At 34.1% G+C, this 18,558-nt stretch carries 10 protein-coding genes, 1 tRNA gene and 3 rRNA genes; all 14 read right to left on the bottom strand.

Annotation, left to right across the window (positions count from 1 at the left end; genetic code table 11):
- Positions 1-58 precede the first annotated feature (58 nt).
- Positions 59-2,776 carry a UPF0182 family protein gene (locus CLJU_RS00070; protein ID WP_013236724.1) on the bottom strand — a complete coding sequence of 906 codons (2,718 nt, stop codon included), beginning with the start codon at positions 2,774-2,776 and terminating at the stop codon, positions 59-61.
- A gap of 45 nt (positions 2,777-2,821) precedes the next feature.
- Positions 2,822-3,337, bottom strand: coding sequence for a transcription repressor NadR (locus CLJU_RS00065; RefSeq protein WP_013236723.1), 516 nt, complete (start codon positions 3,335-3,337; stop codon positions 2,822-2,824).
- Positions 3,338-3,456: 119 nt separating this feature from the next.
- The gene (locus CLJU_RS00060; protein ID WP_013236722.1) at positions 3,457-3,960 is read right to left on the bottom strand and encodes an HDIG domain-containing metalloprotein; all 504 of its coding nucleotides are present in this window, start codon (positions 3,958-3,960) and stop codon (positions 3,457-3,459) included.
- A 92-nt stretch (positions 3,961-4,052) separates the two neighbouring features.
- Positions 4,053-4,129 (bottom strand) — tRNA-Ile (locus CLJU_RS00055).
- A 5-nt stretch (positions 4,130-4,134) separates the two neighbouring features.
- Positions 4,135-4,251 (bottom strand): 5S ribosomal RNA (rrf, locus tag CLJU_RS00050).
- Between the two features lie 207 nt (positions 4,252-4,458).
- Positions 4,459-7,348, bottom strand: a 23S ribosomal RNA gene (locus CLJU_RS00045).
- A gap of 284 nt (positions 7,349-7,632) precedes the next feature.
- Positions 7,633-9,142 (bottom strand): 16S ribosomal RNA (locus CLJU_RS00040).
- The 16S, 23S and 5S rRNA genes sit together here with 1 tRNA gene alongside, the layout of an rRNA operon.
- A gap of 497 nt (positions 9,143-9,639) precedes the next feature.
- Positions 9,640-12,111, bottom strand: coding sequence for a DNA gyrase subunit A (gene gyrA, locus CLJU_RS00035; RefSeq protein WP_013236721.1), 2,472 nt, complete (start codon positions 12,109-12,111; stop codon positions 9,640-9,642).
- 17 nt (positions 12,112-12,128) lie between these two features.
- On the bottom strand, positions 12,129-14,039 hold the full coding sequence (gene gyrB, locus CLJU_RS00030; RefSeq protein ID WP_174377515.1) for a DNA topoisomerase (ATP-hydrolyzing) subunit B: 1,911 nt from the start codon (positions 14,037-14,039) through the stop codon (positions 12,129-12,131).
- 20 nt (positions 14,040-14,059) lie between these two features.
- A complete protein-coding gene (gene remB / locus CLJU_RS00025; RefSeq protein WP_013236719.1) occupies positions 14,060-14,323 on the bottom strand; it encodes an extracellular matrix regulator RemB in 264 nt (87 codons plus the stop codon).
- A gap of 18 nt (positions 14,324-14,341) precedes the next feature.
- Positions 14,342-15,442 carry a DNA replication/repair protein RecF gene (gene recF / locus CLJU_RS00020; RefSeq protein WP_013236718.1) on the bottom strand — a complete coding sequence of 367 codons (1,101 nt, stop codon included), beginning with the start codon at positions 15,440-15,442 and terminating at the stop codon, positions 14,342-14,344.
- A gap of 69 nt (positions 15,443-15,511) precedes the next feature.
- Positions 15,512-15,718, bottom strand: a complete 207-nt coding sequence (gene yaaA, locus CLJU_RS00015) for a S4 domain-containing protein YaaA (RefSeq protein WP_013236717.1) — start codon at positions 15,716-15,718, stop codon at positions 15,512-15,514.
- 27 nt (positions 15,719-15,745) lie between these two features.
- Positions 15,746-16,849: a DNA polymerase III subunit beta gene (gene dnaN / locus CLJU_RS00010; protein ID WP_013236716.1), complete on the bottom strand. Its 1,104-nt coding sequence runs from the start codon at positions 16,847-16,849 to the stop codon at positions 15,746-15,748.
- A gap of 256 nt (positions 16,850-17,105) precedes the next feature.
- Positions 17,106-18,458: a chromosomal replication initiator protein DnaA gene (gene dnaA / locus CLJU_RS00005; protein ID WP_013236715.1), complete on the bottom strand. Its 1,353-nt coding sequence runs from the start codon at positions 18,456-18,458 to the stop codon at positions 17,106-17,108.
- Positions 18,459-18,558 lie beyond the last annotated feature (100 nt).

The following is an 18,558-nucleotide window of genomic DNA, read 5'->3' as shown; positions in this document are numbered from 1 at the left end:
AGAAATCTTTATTTTAATAATCTAAAAATAGCCCTGTTTCTACTCTCTATACTAAATTCTATTTACTTAGTGAATTCAATATATCTCCAAGTTTTTTAATATTATCTCCATATCCTGACCAATCACCATTTTTTTGTGCGTTCAATGCATTCTCATACAAACTCTTAGCCTGTTGTATCTTTTCCTGATTGTCGTTATTAGTAGGCACTAGTTGACTTTGAGCAGTGCTATTTCCTTGTAATTGATTATTTTGATTATAATTAAATATTTGCTGCAAAGCATCATCTATACTTTCAGCTAATATTATTTTATCACCATAAGATACTACGACTCTTTTCATCTCTGGTATACTATCTTTGCCACTAGCTCTAAGATACATAGGCTCTATATAAACCAAAGAATTATTTATAGGAACTATCATAGTATCACCAAATTGAACCTTAGACCCATCTTTATTCCAAAGTGACAGTTGAGTAGATATAGTCGTATCCTGATTTAATTTTTGTTTAAACAAGTATGGGCTGTATATCGTCTTCTCTGGAGGAAATTTGTATAGAATCATCTTTCCATAGTTTTTTCCATCCATCCTAGCTCCAAATAAAGCTACCATGTTGTCCTTATCTCTCATATTAAAATATTGCAGCAATATCATTTCTTCTTTATTAGCACCTGGAAGTTTCATAACAACATAAGGAGACTCCATTAGATTCTTTTCGCCACTAACCTGTTTTTGGTTCTTAGCTACTTCCCATAAATCTTCTCCACTATAAAATACTCCTGGATCTGTTACATGATATTTCCCAAGTACACTACATTGAATATTAAACAAATCCTTTGGATATTTAAAATGCTTAACTATATCAGGTGATAGTTGATTCATATTTTTAAATAAGTTAGGAAATATTTTTGCATAGCTTTTTATTATAGGATCAGTTTTATCCACTATATAAAAATTTACGTCTCCATTTAAAGCATCTACAGTAACCTTCACAGAATTTCTTATATAATTTACATCATTCTGAGGTTGTGAAAAAGGATATCTATTTGAAACAGTGTATCCATCTAATACCCAATATAGCTTTCCTCCACTTGCAACTATATAAGGATCTGAGTCATAGTTTAAAAAAGGTGCTATTTTATTGACTCTATCAACTATATTCCTATTTATCAATATCTTACTTTCCTTTGATATATCCCTGGATAATAAGAAATTTAAATCCTTTTGATTTATTGCAAATAATAATCTATTTAGGAATCCTAATTTTATTCCATCTGTTCCATTATAAATATTAGTTGCATTATTACTTCCTTTAGGATAATCAAATTCACCTATTTTAGTATTAACTACTGCATAGTTATCCGTTTTTTCACCAAAATATATTCTTGGATTTCCAATTTTTATATCAGTAGAATTATTAGGTGGCATATCTTTTATGACAAAGTTAGGTTGCCCTTCTGAAGTTACAGAATTAACTTTATTCATAACTATTCCATAACCATGGGTATATATAAGATGTCTATTTTGCCATGTATTTGGATCTATTGCCTTGCTGTTTATTTCCCTTGCACCTACAAAAACTTGATTAAATTTTCCATTTATATTATATCTATCTATATCAATATTATTAAAGTTATAATAATATCTTATAATTTGAACTTGATTGTAAAATTCAAGTGTAGGATCAAAAGAATTTATCCTTATATTATTTATCGTATCCATATTATTTTCTATATCCTTTGAAGTTAAATCATCCTTGACTTCAAAAGACCTAGTATCCACATTATCAATATTAAATGCACTACGGGTATAATCTATATTATATTTTATATATGGACTTTCTAAAGTTTTTTGATTGGATTTAACCACAAAATTTTGAACAACAAAAGCCATTAGATTTCCACTTATAATTAAAACTATTATTACAACTATAGATGCCACTATAGGTTTAATTTTAACTCTAATTATACTAATAAATATAACTATAGCAGCAATAAAAGATGCTACTGCAATAATTTTATAGAACAACAAACTTACATGAGCATCTGTATAACTTGCACCAAATGCTACTCCATTTTGACTATAAACAAGGTTAATACACTTTAAAATATATCCTATTGATATACACAATATTATAAGAGCAGCTAAAACTGCCAATTGTTTTCCTGCAAATCTAGTAAGCCCACTATCTAATATATTTATTTTACCAAAATTTCTCTTAAAATTTCGTGATACAAATTTATCCTTCATACTTAATATAAAGTATGTAAAAAGAGTTATCAATCCTAATAAAATAAATAAGCTTACGAGTGCACTGTATATGGATTGTATAAGCGGTAATTTAAATATATAAAAAGAAATATCTAAATTTAAAATTGGGTCTTTTTTGTTGAAAGGTACTGAATTTGTGAATTGTAAAATTCTATACCAATAAGCTGATGCAAATACATAAGAAGCTAAAAAAGACACAATTAAATCAATAAAAAAAACTATTTTTCTCTCAATTTTAACTTTACTACTTTTTACCTCAACAACTTTTCTATACTTTATAATGCTTACCCTTAAACTTTTATAATATAACCATATTCCTATAAAGCTTATAATAAATAAAGGTATCATAAGCTTACATACCGCTACAAGTTTGGTAAAATAAACAGATAAGTATCCTACTTGTTTATACCACTGTATATTTATTACGAAATTTACGATATTATTTAAAAATGAAATACACAATACTAAAACTAAAATAAAAATACCTATTGCCATTTTCCTCTTCATAATACAACCACCTCTTTTATAAATATAAAAACTCTTAGCTATGGATTAGTCAGAAATAATATACTTTTTCTCTTTCAATTCCCTTTTTATATTCTTAATTATGTCATCGTTTTCTGCAACTATAGTATGTAAATGCACACCTCCTGTTAATATCAATAGTGGTTCTGCTTTATACTGTTTTATTTTATTTATAAAATTTTCAACATCATACAAATTTTTTATCATAAGCATACTTTTTATTTCACCATAAAGGGGATGCTCTACTATTACATCCTGTACTTTACCCCCAAATTTAACTATAGTTTTAAGTTCATCCTCTATTTCATTTGTTTCGTGTGAAACTGCTATTACAGCCTTAACTAAATTTTTTTCTGCTTTTGGAATCAGATAACCATCTGGAGTTGCTATTATATCTTTACCTTCTGCTCTTAAAATTGCTATATCTTTAACTATTATTTGCCTAGTAACCCCTAATTTTTCTGCCAAAATATGCCCTTTTTGAGGTTTATCATTTTTTTCAAGAATTTCTTTAATATATATTCTTCTTTTTTTTGAATCCATCTTAACCTCCACTTATACACTTATACACTTATACACTTATACATTAATTATATCATAAAAACTGGAATAAATTTATACACATAAAATACTTATAAATTTAAAAAATTTGACTTATAAGTTTAATTTCTTTTATCACAATACTTTAATATTTTTAACTCCAAGTTATTATGATGAATATCGTTATTATGATGATTTTCTATCAAATAAAATAATTTTTCATTATACTCTATCTTTTTCAATAGATCTACTCCTATTTTACTATGATTGTAATATACATTTATCTTTTGCTTTTGAGAAAATTTTCTTAATTTTCCTTTTGAAATTCTATCCATTGATACTATAAATGATTTGTCTATTAAATTTAGCTTTCTATGTATTTTACCTATATCATGTAAAAGAGCAGCCTTTAGAAGCAATTTCTCATCTACTTTACCCTTCTTACTATTACAAATACGCTCTACATCATATGCTACTTTTACGCAATGTTTTTGTTCATTTATGGACAGTTTATTAAACAGCTTTAATTCTTCTATGCTTAAAATACTTTTTATAAACCTACTATCTTGTTCATTAATTCTAGAAGTTAATGCCCAATAAAACTGCTTTATTCTATAAAATATCAATATAAATCTCCTCCAACTAATACACTATTTAAAGTGTACCATAATACGGACAAAAAATAAAAGAACTACATAAAACTATGTAGTTCTTTTCATGGTGGACCTTCAGGGACTCGAACCCCGGACCCACCGGTTATGAGCCGGTTGCTCTAACCAACTGAGCTAAAGATCCTTATTACCTGGCAGCGACCTATTCTCCCACAGAGCCTCCCCTGCAGTACCATCGGCACTCTGAAGCTTAACCTTCCTGTTCGGTATGGAAAGGGGTGTTACCTTCACGTCATTACCACCAGATTATCATCGAAAATTGCTATAAGCTTCTCATATTTTCGTCAAGTCTTTCATTGCGGTGCTCATTTACATAAGTAAACTCTGCTCCTCATTCAAGCCTTTCCTCAATCTGCTCGCTTCTATCAATTTTCATATATATTAACTTTTAAGAGTTCAAATTACTCTGTCCTCTCAAAATTGCACAGTAAACTTTTTTTCTTTCGTTTTTATTTGGTCAAGCCCTCGACCTATTAGTATCAGTCAGCTTAACAGGTTGCCCTGCTTACACCTCTGACCTATCTCCTCGTGTTCTTCGAGGGGTCTTACTAGCTTACGCTATGGGAAATCTTATCTTGAGGTGGGCTTCACACTTAGATGCTTTCAGCGTTTATCCCTTCCCAACTTGGCTACCCAGCTATGCTCCTGGCGGAACAACTGGTTCACCAGCGGTCGGTCCATCCCGGTCCTCTCGTACTAAGGACAGCTCCTCTCAAATTTCCTGCGCCCGCGACGGATAGGGACCGAACTGTCTCACGACGTTCTGAACCCAGCTCGCGTGCCGCTTTAATGGGCGAACAGCCCAACCCTTGGGACCTACTTCAGCCCCAGGATGCGACGAGCCGACATCGAGGTGCCAAACCTCCCCGTCGATGTGAACTCTTGGGGGAGATCAGCCTGTTATCCCCGAGGTAGCTTTTATCCGTTGAGCGATGGCCCTCCCACGAGGTACCACCGGATCACTAAGCCCGACTTTCGTCCCTGCTCCACCTGTTTGTGTCGCAGTCAAGCTCCCTTCTGCCTTTGCACTCTTCGAAGAATTTCTAACCCTTCTGAGGGAACCTTTGTACGCCTCCGTTACTTTTTAGGAGGCGACCGCCCCAGTCAAACTGCCCGCCTAACATTGTCCCGTCTCCAGTTTCATGGAGCCCGGTTAGAATTCCAGTACTATCAGGGTGGTATCCCAACATCGACTCGGTAATGGCTGGCGCCACTACTTCCTAGTCTCCCACCTATCCTGTACAGACAATACCGAAATTCAGTGCTAAACTGCAGTAAAGCTCTACGGGGTCTTTCCGTCCAATCGCGGGTAGCAAGCATCTTCACTTGCACTTCAATTTCGCCGGATTTGTTGTCGAGACAGTGCTCAAATCATTACGCCATTCGTGCGGGTCGGAACTTACCCGACAAGGAATTTCGCTACCTTAGGACCGTTATAGTTACGGCCGCCGTTTACTGGGGCTTAAGTTCTGACCTTCGCTTGCGCTAAGTCTTCCCCTTAACCTTCCAGCACCGGGCAGGCGTCAGCTCCTATACTTCAGCTTTCGCTTTAGCAGAAACCTGTGTTTTTGATAAACAGTTGCTTGAGCCTTTTCTCTGCGGCCACTTGCGTGGCTCCCCTTCTCCCTAAGTTACGGGGTTAATTTGCCTAGTTCCTTAACAACAATTCTTCCGATGGTCTTAGGATTCTCTCCTCACCTACCTGTGTCGGTTTGCGGTACGGGCACATAAAAACTCCATAGAGACTTTTCTCGGCAGCGTGAAATCAGGTACTTCCCCTTGCGGGTTCCCCATAACACCTCATCATTGATATACCGGATTTTCCTGGTATACCTGACTCGATGCTTAGACATACATCCATTTGTATGCACACCTTATCCTCCTGCGTCATCCCTTTTGTCAAACGCTTTTATGCGGTATCGGAATTTCAACCGATTGTCCATCACCTACGCCTTTCGGCCTCGGCTTAGGTCCCGACTTACCCTGGGCGGACGAACCTTCCCCAGGAAACCTTAGGTTTTCGACCAATAAGATTCTCACTTATTTCTCGCTACTTATGCCAGCATTCTCTCTCCTGTACAATCCACCGTTCCTTCCGGTACGACTTCTACTCATACAGGATGCTCCTCTACCACTCTTTCGAGTCCACAGCTTCGGTGGTAAGTTTTAGCCCCGGACATTTTCGGCGCATGATCTCTTGACTAGTGAGCTATTACGCACTCTTTAAATGAGTGGCTGCTTCTGAGCCAACATCCTAGTTGTCTTAGAAATCACACATCCTTTCCCACTTAACTTACACTTTGGGACCTTAGCTGGTGGTCTGGGCTGTTTCCCTTTTGACCACGGATCTTATCATTCGCAGTCTGACTGCCGGAATTCAAGTATATGGCATTCGGAGTTTGATAAGGTTCAGTAACTGTTGTCAGCCCCTACCCCATTCAGTGCTCTACCTCCATTACTCATTTCCGACGCTAGCCCTAAAGCTATTTCGAGGAGAACCAGCTATCTCCGAGTTCGATTGGAATTTCTCCGCTATCCACAGCTCATCCCATGGTTTTTCAACACCAACGTGGTTCGGTCCTCCACGGAATTTTACTTCCGCTTCAACCTGGCCATGGATAGGTCACTCGGTTTCGGGTCTACAACATACAACTTTTCGCCCTTTTCAGACTCGGTTTCCCTCCGGCTCCGTACCTTAAGTACTTAACCTTGCTGCATATCGTAACTCGCTGGCTCGTTCTACAAAAAGCACGCCGTCGTACTTTACGTACTTCGACTGTTTGTGGACACACGGTTTCAGGTTCTATTTCACTCCCCTCCCGGGGTTCTTTTCACCTTTCCCTCACGGTACTCCTTCTCTATCGGTCACCAGGTAGTATTTAGCCTTGGGAGGTGGTCCTCCCTGTTTCCCACAAGGTTTCTCGTGTCTCGTGGTACTCTGGATTAGATCTGACTGCTCTTTGTTTTCATTTACAGGGCTTTTACCTTCTCCGGCGGAGCCTTCCAGCTCTCTTCAATTAACACTTCACAGTTTTTATGACCTATCCGCAACCCCAGGAACAAGTTCCTGGTTTGGGCTCTTTCCCTTTCGCTCGCCGCTACTTAGGAAATCGATGTTTCTTTCTCTTCCTCCGGGTACTTAGATGTTTCAGTTCCCCGGGTTTGCCTCTACAAACCTATGTATTCAGTTTGCAGTACCTAGCGTTGTCTAGGTGGGTTTCCCCATTCGGATATCTCTGGTTCTCTGGCTATTTGCGCCTACCCAGAGCTTTTCGCAGCTTATCGCGTCCTTCTTAGGCTCCTGGTGCCAAGGCATCCTCCATGCGCCCTTTGTAGCTTGACCTTTATTGTCGAAAATTGCTATTAGCAATTTTCTTTGTATCATCTTAAATCTTTAAAATGATATTAAAGTTTATTCTACAAAGGTTATATTATAACCTTAGCTTTACTTTATTTCTTATTTACTGTGCAATTTTCAAAGGACAATTTTTCAATTTACATTCCTAATTGCTTGTAAACTGAAAGAAGAATCTATCTGATCCTTCAAAATTAAACAGAGTAGACTTTCTAACTTACTTAAACCATCAATTTATAAGATAGATTATACTCTATCTTTCGACTCCCTAGAAAGGAGGTGATCCAGCCGCAGGTTCTCCTACGGCTACCTTGTTACGACTTCACCCCAATTACTAACCCCACCTTCGGCCGCGTCCTCCTAAGTTAGACTACGGACTTCGGGTGTTGCCAGCTCTCATGGTGTGACGGGCGGTGTGTACAAGGCCCGGGAACGTATTCACCGCGACATTCTGATTCGCGATTACTAGCAACTCCAACTTCATGTAGGCGAGTTTCAGCCTGCAATCCGAACTGGGGGCAGTTTTTGAGGTTTGCTCCACCTTGCGGTCTTGCTTCTCTCTGTACTGCCCATTGTAGCACGTGTGTTGCCCTGGACATAAGGGGCATGATGATTTGACGTCATCCCCACCTTCCTCCGCGTTAACCGCGGCAGTCTTGCTAGAGTGCTCAACTAAATGTTAGCAACTAACAACAGGGGTTGCGCTCGTTGCAGGACTTAACCTAACATCTCACGACACGAGCTGACGACAACCATGCACCACCTGTATCCCTGCCCCGAAGGGCTTCTCTTATCTCTAAGATATTCAGGGTATGTCAAGTCCAGGTAAGGTTCTTCGCGTTGCTTCGAATTAAACCACATGCTCCGCTGCTTGTGCGGGCCCCCGTCAATTCCTTTGAGTTTTAATCTTGCGATCGTACTTCCCAGGCGGAGTACTTATTGTGTTTACTGCGGCACAGAAGGGGTCGATACCTCCTACACCTAGTACTCATCGTTTACGGCGTGGACTACCAGGGTATCTAATCCTGTTTGCTACCCACGCTTTCGTGCCTCAGCGTCAGTTACGGTCCAGAGAATCGCCTTCGCCACTGGTGTTCTTCCTAATCTCTACGCATTTCACCGCTACACTAGGAATTCCATTCTCCTCTCCCGCACTCTAGATATCCAGTTTGAAATGCAGTGCCCGGGTTAAGCCCGGGTATTTCACATCTCACTTAAATATCCGCCTACGCACTCTTTACGCCCAGTAATTCCGGACAACGCTCGCCACCTACGTATTACCGCGGCTGCTGGCACGTAGTTAGCCGTGGCTTCCTCCTTGGGTACCGTCATTATCGTCCCCAAAGACAGAGCTTTACAATCCGAAAACCTTCTTCACTCACGCGGCGTTGCTGCATCAGGCTTTCGCCCATTGTGCAATATTCCCCACTGCTGCCTCCCGTAGGAGTCTGGACCGTCTCTCAGTTCCAATGTGGCCGATCACCCTCTCAGGTCGGCTACGCATCGTCGCCTTGGTAGGCCGTTACCCTACCAACTAGCTAATGCGCCGCGGGTCCATCTCAAAGCGGATTACTCCTTTAAATCAGTCTCCATGTGAAAACTGATTATTATGCGGTATTAATCTCCCTTTCGGGAGGCTATCCCCCTCTTTGAGGTAGGTTACCCACGTGTTACTCACCCGTCCGCCGCTAATCCACTCCCGAAGGAGCTTCATCGCTCGACTTGCATGTGTTAAGCACGCCGCCAGCGTTCGTCCTGAGCCAGGATCAAACTCTTAATTTAAAAGTTTGTATTGACTCTTTTTATTACGAAATTACTTTTTTAGCTGCTTTCGCAGCTCAAAAGAATTGCTGGTTTATTCTAAATAAGTTGTACTTATATCTTCCTCTGTTTAATTTTCAAGGATCATTTTGCTGTCTCACTTCGACAGCTTTTATAGTATATCATCTATTTCTTACTTTGTCAACATCTTTTTTTCAAAACGTAATTTTGAATTGCACGAGACATTACAATTGATATTCTCAAATTAATATCTTCGCTTGATGACGACAGTTGCTATTCTAACACATTACGTATATGCATAATTCAAAAATATCACCATTATATAAAATTATCTTATAATACATACACTATAATACTTATTCCTTAAATATTCTTATACTGACACACTAGGTTATGTTGCTTTTTTAATATAACAAAATAAATACTAGTATCCTAATCAAGACACTAGTATTTATTTTATTTAAACCATTTAATACTATTTAATCTAAATGGACTTATTATTCTTCTACTTTTTTATCATCTATATCATTACTTGTATTATCACTTGTATCATCACTGCAATTTATCTTAGCAATTGCAACAACCCTTTGTTCTTCATCTGTTCTCATAAGAGTAACTCCCATAGTATTTCTATTTGTAACAGAAATCTCAGATACATTGAGCCTTATAGCTACATTACTGCTATTTATGAGCATCATTTCATCCTCATCTTTTACAACTCTAGCACCAACTATTAAGCCGGTTTTTTCTGTAACTTTGTAAGTGATAATTCCTTTTCCACCTCTTCTATGAATAGTGTATTCGGATACTGGAGTTCTTTTACCAAATCCATTCTCACTAATTACGAGAACATCTTGAGACTTATCTACGATATCCATAGCTACAGCTATATCACCAGTTCTTAAAGTTATGGCTCTTACTCCCGTTGTATTTCTTCCCGTAGGTCTTACATCATCTTCACTGAATCTTATAGCATATCCATTTTTAGTGAAAATAAGAATTTCACTCTCACCCGTAGTCATTCTAACTCCTATAAGTTCATCTTCATCTTTTAAATTTATAGCATTTAATCCATTTTTTCTTATAGAAGCATATTGACTTATCTTAGTCTTCTTTATCAATCCACATCTAGTAGCCATGATAAAATAATTGTCCTTATCAACTTCCTTAAAGGATATAACTGCTTGAATTTGTTCGTCTCCTTGTAGAGGTATTAAATTAACTAAATTTGTTCCTTTAGCCGTTCTACCCGCATCAGGAATTTCATAACCCTTTAATTTATATACTTTACCTTTGTTAGTGAAAAATAAAATATTATTATGGGTTGATGTAATAAATATGTGCTCTACAAAGTCATCCTCTTTTGTAGACATTGCTTGTATTCCCTTTCCCCCTCTTCTTTGGGAAGAATAGGTATCAGCAGAAATTCTTTTTATATATCCTGAATGAGTTAGCGTTATTACTACTTCCTGCTCTTCAATAAGATCTTCAATATTTATATCATCATTGCTTATCTGTATTTCAGTTTTTCTTTCATCACCATATTTATCTCTTATCTCAATTAATTCATCTTTAATTATCTTCAGCAGCAATTCTTTATTTTCTAGTATTTCCTTGAGATGTTTTATTGTTTCCATCAATTCATTATATTCATTTTCAATTTTTTCTCTTTCAAGACCTGTAAGTCTTTGAAGTCTCATATCCAAGATAGCTTGAGCCTGTTTTTCTGAAAGACTAAATTCAGACATTAACCCATTCCTTGCATTCTCTGCAGTTTTAGATGATCTTATTAGATGTATTACCTCATCTATATGATCTAATGCTATTTTTAATCCTTCTAGAATATGAGCTCTAGCTTGAGCTTTGTCTAAATCGAATTTAGTTCTTCTAGTTACAATTTCTTCTTGAAATTGTAAATAATATACAAGCATCTGCTTTAAATTCAGTACTTTGGGTTCATTATTTACAAGAGAAATCATTATAATTCCAAAAGTATCCTGCATCCTTGTATGTTTGTACAGCTGATTAAGAGTTACATTAGGATTTGCATCTCTTTTTAATTCTATAACTATTCTCATTCCATCTCTATCTGATTCATCTCTAATATCAGATATTCCATCTATCTTTTTATTCTTAACAAGGTCAGCCATATTTTCTATAAGCTTTGATTTATTAACTTGATATGGAATTTCAGTTATTATTATTCTGTTTCTACCTTTAACTTCTTCAATTTCAGCTTTAGCCCTTACTAATATTTTTCCTCTTCCAGTTTCATAGGCACTTCTTATACCTGATGTGCCAATTATTATTCCTGCAGTTGGGAAATCAGGACCTTTTATAGATGTCATAAGCTCACTAATTGTTATATCTGGATTGTCTATTATCATTATGACACCATTTATAACTTCAGTAAGATTATGAGGTGGTATATTTGTAGCCATACCTACTGCTATTCCAGCAGAACCATTTACAAGCAAATTAGGAAATCTTGAAGGTAAAACTGAAGGTTCTTTTTCTTCACCATCAAAGTTTGGAACGAAATCTACTGTATTTTTATTTATTCCCCTTAGCATTTCAAGTGTTATCTTATTCATTTTAGCTTCAGTATACCTCATTGCTGCCGCACTATCTCCATCTACTGAACCAAAATTTCCATGACCATCAACTAGAGTATACCTAATAGAGAAGTCTTGTGCCAATCTAACTAGAGCATCATAAACTGCTGTATCTCCATGTGGATGATATTTACCTAAAACATCTCCTACAATTCTTGCACACTTCCTATATCCCTTTTCAGGAGTAAGTCCTAACTCATACATAGAGTACAGTATTCTTCTGTGAACTGGCTTTAATCCATCACGTACATCTGGAAGTGCACGGCTTACAATAACACTCATGGCATAGTCTATATAACTTTTTTTCATTTCACGGCTTATGTCTACTGGTAAAATTTTTCCTTCATCAAACATCTATTACACCTCTCTACTTATATATCTAAGTTTACAACTTTTTTAGCATTTTCTTGTATAAAATTTCTACGAGGTTCTACCTTGTCACCCATAAGTATAGTAAAGATTTCATCAGCAGCCATAGTGTCCTCTACATTTACTTGAATAAGAGTCCTTGTTTCAGGATTCATTGTAGTATCCCAAAGTTGCTCTGAATCCATTTCTCCAAGTCCTTTATATCTTTGTATATCTACATTACTGTCTTTCCCACCTATTTCAGTAAGCAATACATCTAATTCATCATCTGAATATGCGTAGTATTCCTTCTTCCCTTTAGCTACTCTATATAAAGGTGGTTGAGCTATATAAACGTGACATTTTTCAACAAGTTCCTTCATATATCTGAAGAAAAAAGTAAGTAATAATGTTCTTATGTGCGCACCATCTACATCTGCATCTGTCATTATTATTATTTTATTGTATCTTATTTTATTTACATCAAAGTCTTTTCCTATACCTGCTCCAAATGCCGTTATCATAGCTCTTATTTCTTCATAGCCAAGTATTTTGTCAAGCCTTTGTTTCTCAACATTCATTATTTTACCACGTAGCGGAAGTATAGCTTGAAATTTTCTATTTCTACCTTGTTTTGCAGATCCACCTGCAGAATCACCCTCGACTAAATATATTTCACATTCAGAAGGATCTTTAGATGAACAATCTGCTAATTTTCCTGGAAGAGAAGTATTTTCAAGTATAGATTTACGTCTTGTAAGCTCTCTTGCTTTTCTTGCCGCTTCTCTAGCACGTGATGCCATAAGTGATTTATCAAGTATCATCTTTGCTACTTGAGGATTTTCCTGTAAAAAATTATTTAAGGACTCTCCCATTATGCTGTCAACTATACCACGCACTTCACTATTTCCTAGTTTTGTTTTCGTCTGGCCTTCAAATTGAGGGTCTACAAGTTTTACAGATATAACTGCAGTAAGGCCTTCCCTTATATCTTCTCCTGATAGGTTCTTATCATTTTCTTTTAATATACCAAATTTTTTTGCATAATCATTAAATACTCTAGTAAGTGCTGACTTAAATCCAGCTAAATGAGTTCCACCTTCTACTGTATCTATGTTATTAGCAAAAGCAAAAATATTTTCAGTATACCCATCATTGTATTGAATAGCAATTTCTACAGAGTAGTCATCTTTTTTGCCTTCTACGTATATAGGCTCTTTATGAATTGGTTGTTTATTTCTATTAAGATAAGTTACAAAGGACTTTATTCCACCTTCATAGTGAAATATTTCTTCTTTATCATCTCTCTCATCTTCTAACCTTATTTTTATACCCTTGTTTAAAAATGCCAATTCTCTAAGCCTTTGAGCCAATGTATCATAATCATATTCTATTTCATCAAATATTTCTGCATCTGGTTTAAAGTGAATTTTTGTTCCGTGCTCCTCACTATCACCTATTATGTCAAGTCCGCTTGCTACTTTTCCTCTTTTAAATACCTGTCTCCATATATGGCTTTCTCTTTTTACTTCAACTTCACAGATTTCAGATAAAGCATTTACAACTGATGCTCCAACTCCATGAAGTCCGCCGGAAACTTTGTATCCTCCACCACCAAATTTCCCTCCTGCATGTAGTATAGTCATTATAACTTCTACAGTTGGTTTCTTCATTTTATGGTGCATTCCAACAGGCATTCCTCTACCATTATCCGTAACTGTTATAGAATTATCTTTATGTATAATTACATTTATTTTATCGCAATATCCTGCCAATGCCTCATCTATGCTATTATCAACTATCTCATACACTAAATGATGAAGCCCCCTAGAACTAGTACTTCCAATATACATTCCAGGTCTTTTTCTAACAGCTTCAAGACCTTCTAATACTTGTATTTGATTTTCATCATAAGTTTGCTTTTTTTCTTGCATCATACCTATATCCTCCTATTTTAGAGTTCGTAACATAAAATTTCTGACCTTTTAGCTAGTGTGGATGAAGATATAGGTGATAAATAAATTCTACTTTTTTTATTTACTTCCGCAATAATGAATGATTTAGGTTTATCTTTTGTAATTTTTTGAACAAATCCATCTTCTTCAGCCATTCTTAAAAATTGGGTTGTATCAGAATTATATGTTGAAGTTTCAATATCAAATATTCCAATTATATCTTTTATCGGAACAACTATATTTTCACCTAAATGTAAAAACATAACAATCTCCTTTCAAAATTAAATTCTATTCATCTTTCCACTCTTTACAATAAATATTTGATTTTCTTTTTTTACATTTTTTTTAATGTCGCCAATTCCTGTACCCGTTATAAATGTTTGTATTTCATCTATAGAATTTAATATATACTTTTGTCTATTTGCATCTAGTTCAGATAAAACATCATCCAGTAATAAAACGGGATATTCTCCTGTAATTTCTTTTATTATTTCAAGAGACGCAAATTTCATAGTTAGAACTGATGTCCTTTGTTGTCCTTGGGAACCGAAGTTTCTTACGTTTATACCATTTATGCTCGTAACAAAATCATCCCTATGTGGACCATAGAGGGTAATACCTTTTTCTATATCCCTTTGCCTATTAGTTTCCAAAACTTTAAACAAGCTGTTTTCTATATTATCTAAGTCTGTTATAGATGTTACATATTTAAATTCTATTTTTTCAGTTTGTGAAGTTATATCTTCATGAATAATTTTACCCATTTTGCTAAGTTTGTTTATGTATTTATTTCTGAGATCTATTATAACTGCACCATATTTAGACAACTGGATATCATATATATCAAGAATATCACTATTACTGTTATTCCGTTTTCTAAGTAATAAATTTCTTTCACTTAGAACCTTGTTATATTGAACTAAGTTATAATAATATCTTTTACTGAATTTACACAGCTCTATATCTAAAAATTTTCTTCTGAAAGAAGGAGATTCTTTTATTATTTTTAAATCTTCTGGAGAAAACATTACTACATTAAAAATTCCCATAAGTTCAGACAGTTTATTTACCCTTATAGAATTTATGTTTATTCCCTTTTTGCCTTCTTTGAATATCTTTATCTCTATTTTTTTATCATTTAAGTTGTGTGATGAACTATATACCCCAGCTTTTATATAAGCATATTTGCCATTCCAATTTATTAATTCCTTATCCTTATTTGTTCTTGGTGACTTGCCTATACTGCAATAGTATATACTCTCTAATATATTTGTTTTTCCTTGTGCATTATCTCCTATAAATACATTTAAATTTTTATCAAATTCCATTTCTAGTTCTTTATAGTTTCTAAAATTAATAAGTTTTAAATACTTGATATACATATAAAAACACCTATTTATAATTATATCACAATATATAATGCACATTTAATACTAAATTTTTAATTGCACCTATATAATTTTATAAGTTTTTTCTTGAAATTCAACTGTAAATCCTTGCGAAAGTTTTCTTCCTCTTCTCGTTTCTACTTCTCCATTTACCTTTACCATTCCATCTTTTATGAACATTTTAGCTTCAGATCCTTGTGAAACAGCCCCACACCATTTTAGAAAAGAATCTAGTTTTATTACATCTGTATTAATTTTAATTTCATTCATTTTCTATTATCTCCAATTTTTTTATTTTTAATTGTTTAAGAGCCTTACAGGAAGTACTAAATAAGTACAATTATCTTTATCCTTATTTTTAATTACGCATGGACTTACGCTGCTAGAGAATTTCATTATGATTTCTTCTTCGTCCATTATTTTTAAGACATCTATTAAGTATTTTGAATTAAATGCAATTTTTAGTGTGTCTCCTTGCAATAATATGTTTAGTTCTTCTCTGACCATTCCTAATTGAGAATTTGAAGTTATTATCATGTTGTTTTCTTCTATTTCTAATTTTATTAAATTGGTATTACTGTCTTTAGCCATTAGTGAAGCTCTTTCAATACAACTTAAAAGTTCTTCTCTTTTAGCTGTTACTTGTAAATTAAATTCATCTGGAATTATAGAATTATATTTTATAAATTCACCTTCCAGTAATCTAGATATAATTTTAGTATTATCTAAATTAAAAAGTATGTGATTAGGTGTAAAAGTTATATTTACATTTTTATCATTATCTTCTAAGATTTTAGAAACTTCACTTAAAGTTTTTTCTGGAATTACAGCATTTATTATGTTTTCTGTATTAAGATATTCTGATTTTAAAGCTAATCTATATCCGTCTAATGCTACTAAATTTAATTTTTTGTCCTTGATTTCAAATAAAATTCCTGTAAGTATAGGTCTAGTTTCATCTTGAGCTGCAGCAAAAATAGTACTTTTTATCATATCTTTTAATATTTTTTGAGGTATTAAGAAAATAATATTTTCATTTATATTAGGTATTTCAGGAAAATCTTCTGCATTCATATGAATTAGATTAAATTTAGATTTTTGACATATTATTTCTATTGAATTATTTTCTGTAGTAGAAATATTTATATTGTCATTAGGTAATTTTCTTATAATTTCTCCAAATAGTCTAGAATCAACTACTACGGATCCCTCTTCTTTTATTTCTGCATTTATTTTTGTTTCTATACTGAGGTCTATATCTGATCCAGTTAATTTAATTTGGTTTTTACAGGTTGTAATAAGTAGACCATTTAATATTGGCATGCTGGATTTCCCTGTGATAGCTTTTTGTGCTATTGAAATAGCTTCTTGTAATTCTGTTTTTGTACATATAAAGTTCATTTAATGTCCTCCTTTATTCACAATGTAGAAAGGTATATAGAATATAGATAATTAATTAAATTTAGTAATAATAGTAGTAGGGGCTGTGATTATGTGGATAACCTTTGAATGCGTTGATATTGAGTAAAAAAATGCGAAAAATAATTGTGGATAAGTAATTGATAAAAATTGACGTTATCCACATAATTAGAAAAAAAAATATTAATATTTTTTATGCACAGTGTTATTACTAAATAATATTAACAATTGTTGATATTTAATTTTGATTTAGTCGTTTTGTTAAATCGCCTATAGCATTTTGAAGACTTTCATCTTGTTTTAAATTAGTTGATATTTTTTCATAAGCATGTATTACGGTAGTATGATCTCTTCCGCCAAATTCTTCTCCGATTTTTGGCAAAGACATATCTGTAAGTTTTCTACACAAGTACATAGCTATTTGCCTTGGAAAAGCTACATTTCTTGTTCTTCTTGCAGATTTTAAATCATCTACTTTTAAGTTATAATAGTTGGCAACTACATCTTGTATTAAGTCTATAGTAACTTGTTTTGATTGTTTGCTTGAAATTATATCTTTTAAAGCTTCTACTGCCAAATCTATACTTATTTCTTTATTTGTAAGTGAGGAGAAAGCGACTATTCTTATTAGCGCACCTTCAAGTTCTCTAATGTTGGATTTAATTTTAGTAGCTATATACACCATTACTTCATTAGGAATATTTAAATTTTCGACGTCTGCCTTCTTTTTTAATATAGCCATTCTAGTTTCAAAGTCTGGTGGTTGAATGTCTGCTATAAGTCCCCATTCAAACCTAGATCTAAGTCTATCTTCTAATGTAGGGATTTCTTTTGGTGGTCTATCACTAGATAGAATTATTTGTTTATTAGCCTCGTATAATGCATTAAAGGTATGAAAAAATTCCTCTTGGGTTCTTTCTTTACCTGCAATAAATTGTATATCATCTATTAAGAGTACATCTATATTTCTATATTTATTTCTGAATTCTACATTTTTATCATCTTTTATTGAATTTATAAGTTCGTTTGTAAATTTTTCAGATGAAACGTATACTACTTTAGATTTACTATTATTGTTTAATATGTAGTGTCCTATAGCATGCATTAAATGAGTTTTGCCTAGTCCTACGCCTCCGTATATGAATAGGGGATTATATGCTTTTGAAGGTGATTCAGCTACAGCAAGTGAAGCTGCATGAGCGAATCTATTACTATTACCTATAACGAAGGAATCAAAAGTATATTTTGGATTTAGCATGGTTGACATTTCATCATTTACCAATACGGAATTTTTATTGTGTCTTTTATTAGTATTGTCTAATGTTAAAGCTTCTTCTGATTCAGAGGCAATTAAAAATTTAATGTTGTATTTTTTTGAAGTAATTAATTTTAGAGCATTAGCTATTAAATTTTTATATTTACTAGTTAATATGCCTTTGGTAAGGTCATTTGGTACACTTAATATGAAGGTGTCATTTTCAATAGATACAGGAGTAATACTTTTAATCCATGTGTTAAAGCTTACTTCAGTAATTTCACCATTTATTATGTTTAAAGATTGTTCCCATATTTCTTTTGGATGGGCATTCATTTTGTATCCTCCAGTCTTAGAAAAATAATTCACAACATATTTACATGATTATAAACGTCATTATATTTTCTTGACATATGTTTATAAAAATATTCACATG

The sequence above is a fragment of the Clostridium ljungdahlii DSM 13528 genome (assembly GCF_000143685.1).
GTDB classification, from domain to species: Bacteria; Bacillota; Clostridia; order Clostridiales; family Clostridiaceae; genus Clostridium_B; species Clostridium_B ljungdahlii.
Note: the sequence above shows the minus strand (reverse complement) of the source record. Positions and strands in the feature narration are given on the sequence as shown.

Bases quoted from the DNA above. Each gene is read 5' to 3' on its own strand.
- CLJU_RS00070 (WP_013236724.1), bottom strand. From the start codon at position 2,776: ATGAAGAGGAAAATGGCAATAGGTATTTTTATTTTAGTTTTAGTATTG.
- CLJU_RS00065 (WP_013236723.1), bottom strand. From the start codon at position 3,337: ATGGATTCAAAAAAAAGAAGAATATATATTAAAGAAATTCTTGAAAAA.
- gyrA (WP_013236721.1), bottom strand. From the start codon at position 12,111: ATGTTTGATGAAGGAAAAATTTTACCAGTAGACATAAGCCGTGAAATG.
- gyrB (WP_174377515.1), bottom strand. From the start codon at position 14,039: ATGCAAGAAAAAAAGCAAACTTATGATGAAAATCAAATACAAGTATTA.
- remB (WP_013236719.1), bottom strand. From the start codon at position 14,323: ATGTTTTTACATTTAGGTGAAAATATAGTTGTTCCGATAAAAGATATA.
- recF (WP_013236718.1), bottom strand. From the start codon at position 15,442: ATGTATATCAAGTATTTAAAACTTATTAATTTTAGAAACTATAAAGAA.
- yaaA (WP_013236717.1), bottom strand. From the start codon at position 15,718: ATGAATGAAATTAAAATTAATACAGATGTAATAAAACTAGATTCTTTT.
- dnaN (WP_013236716.1), bottom strand. From the start codon at position 16,849: ATGAACTTTATATGTACAAAAACAGAATTACAAGAAGCTATTTCAATA.
- dnaA (WP_013236715.1), bottom strand. From the start codon at position 18,458: ATGAATGCCCATCCAAAAGAAATATGGGAACAATCTTTAAACATAATA.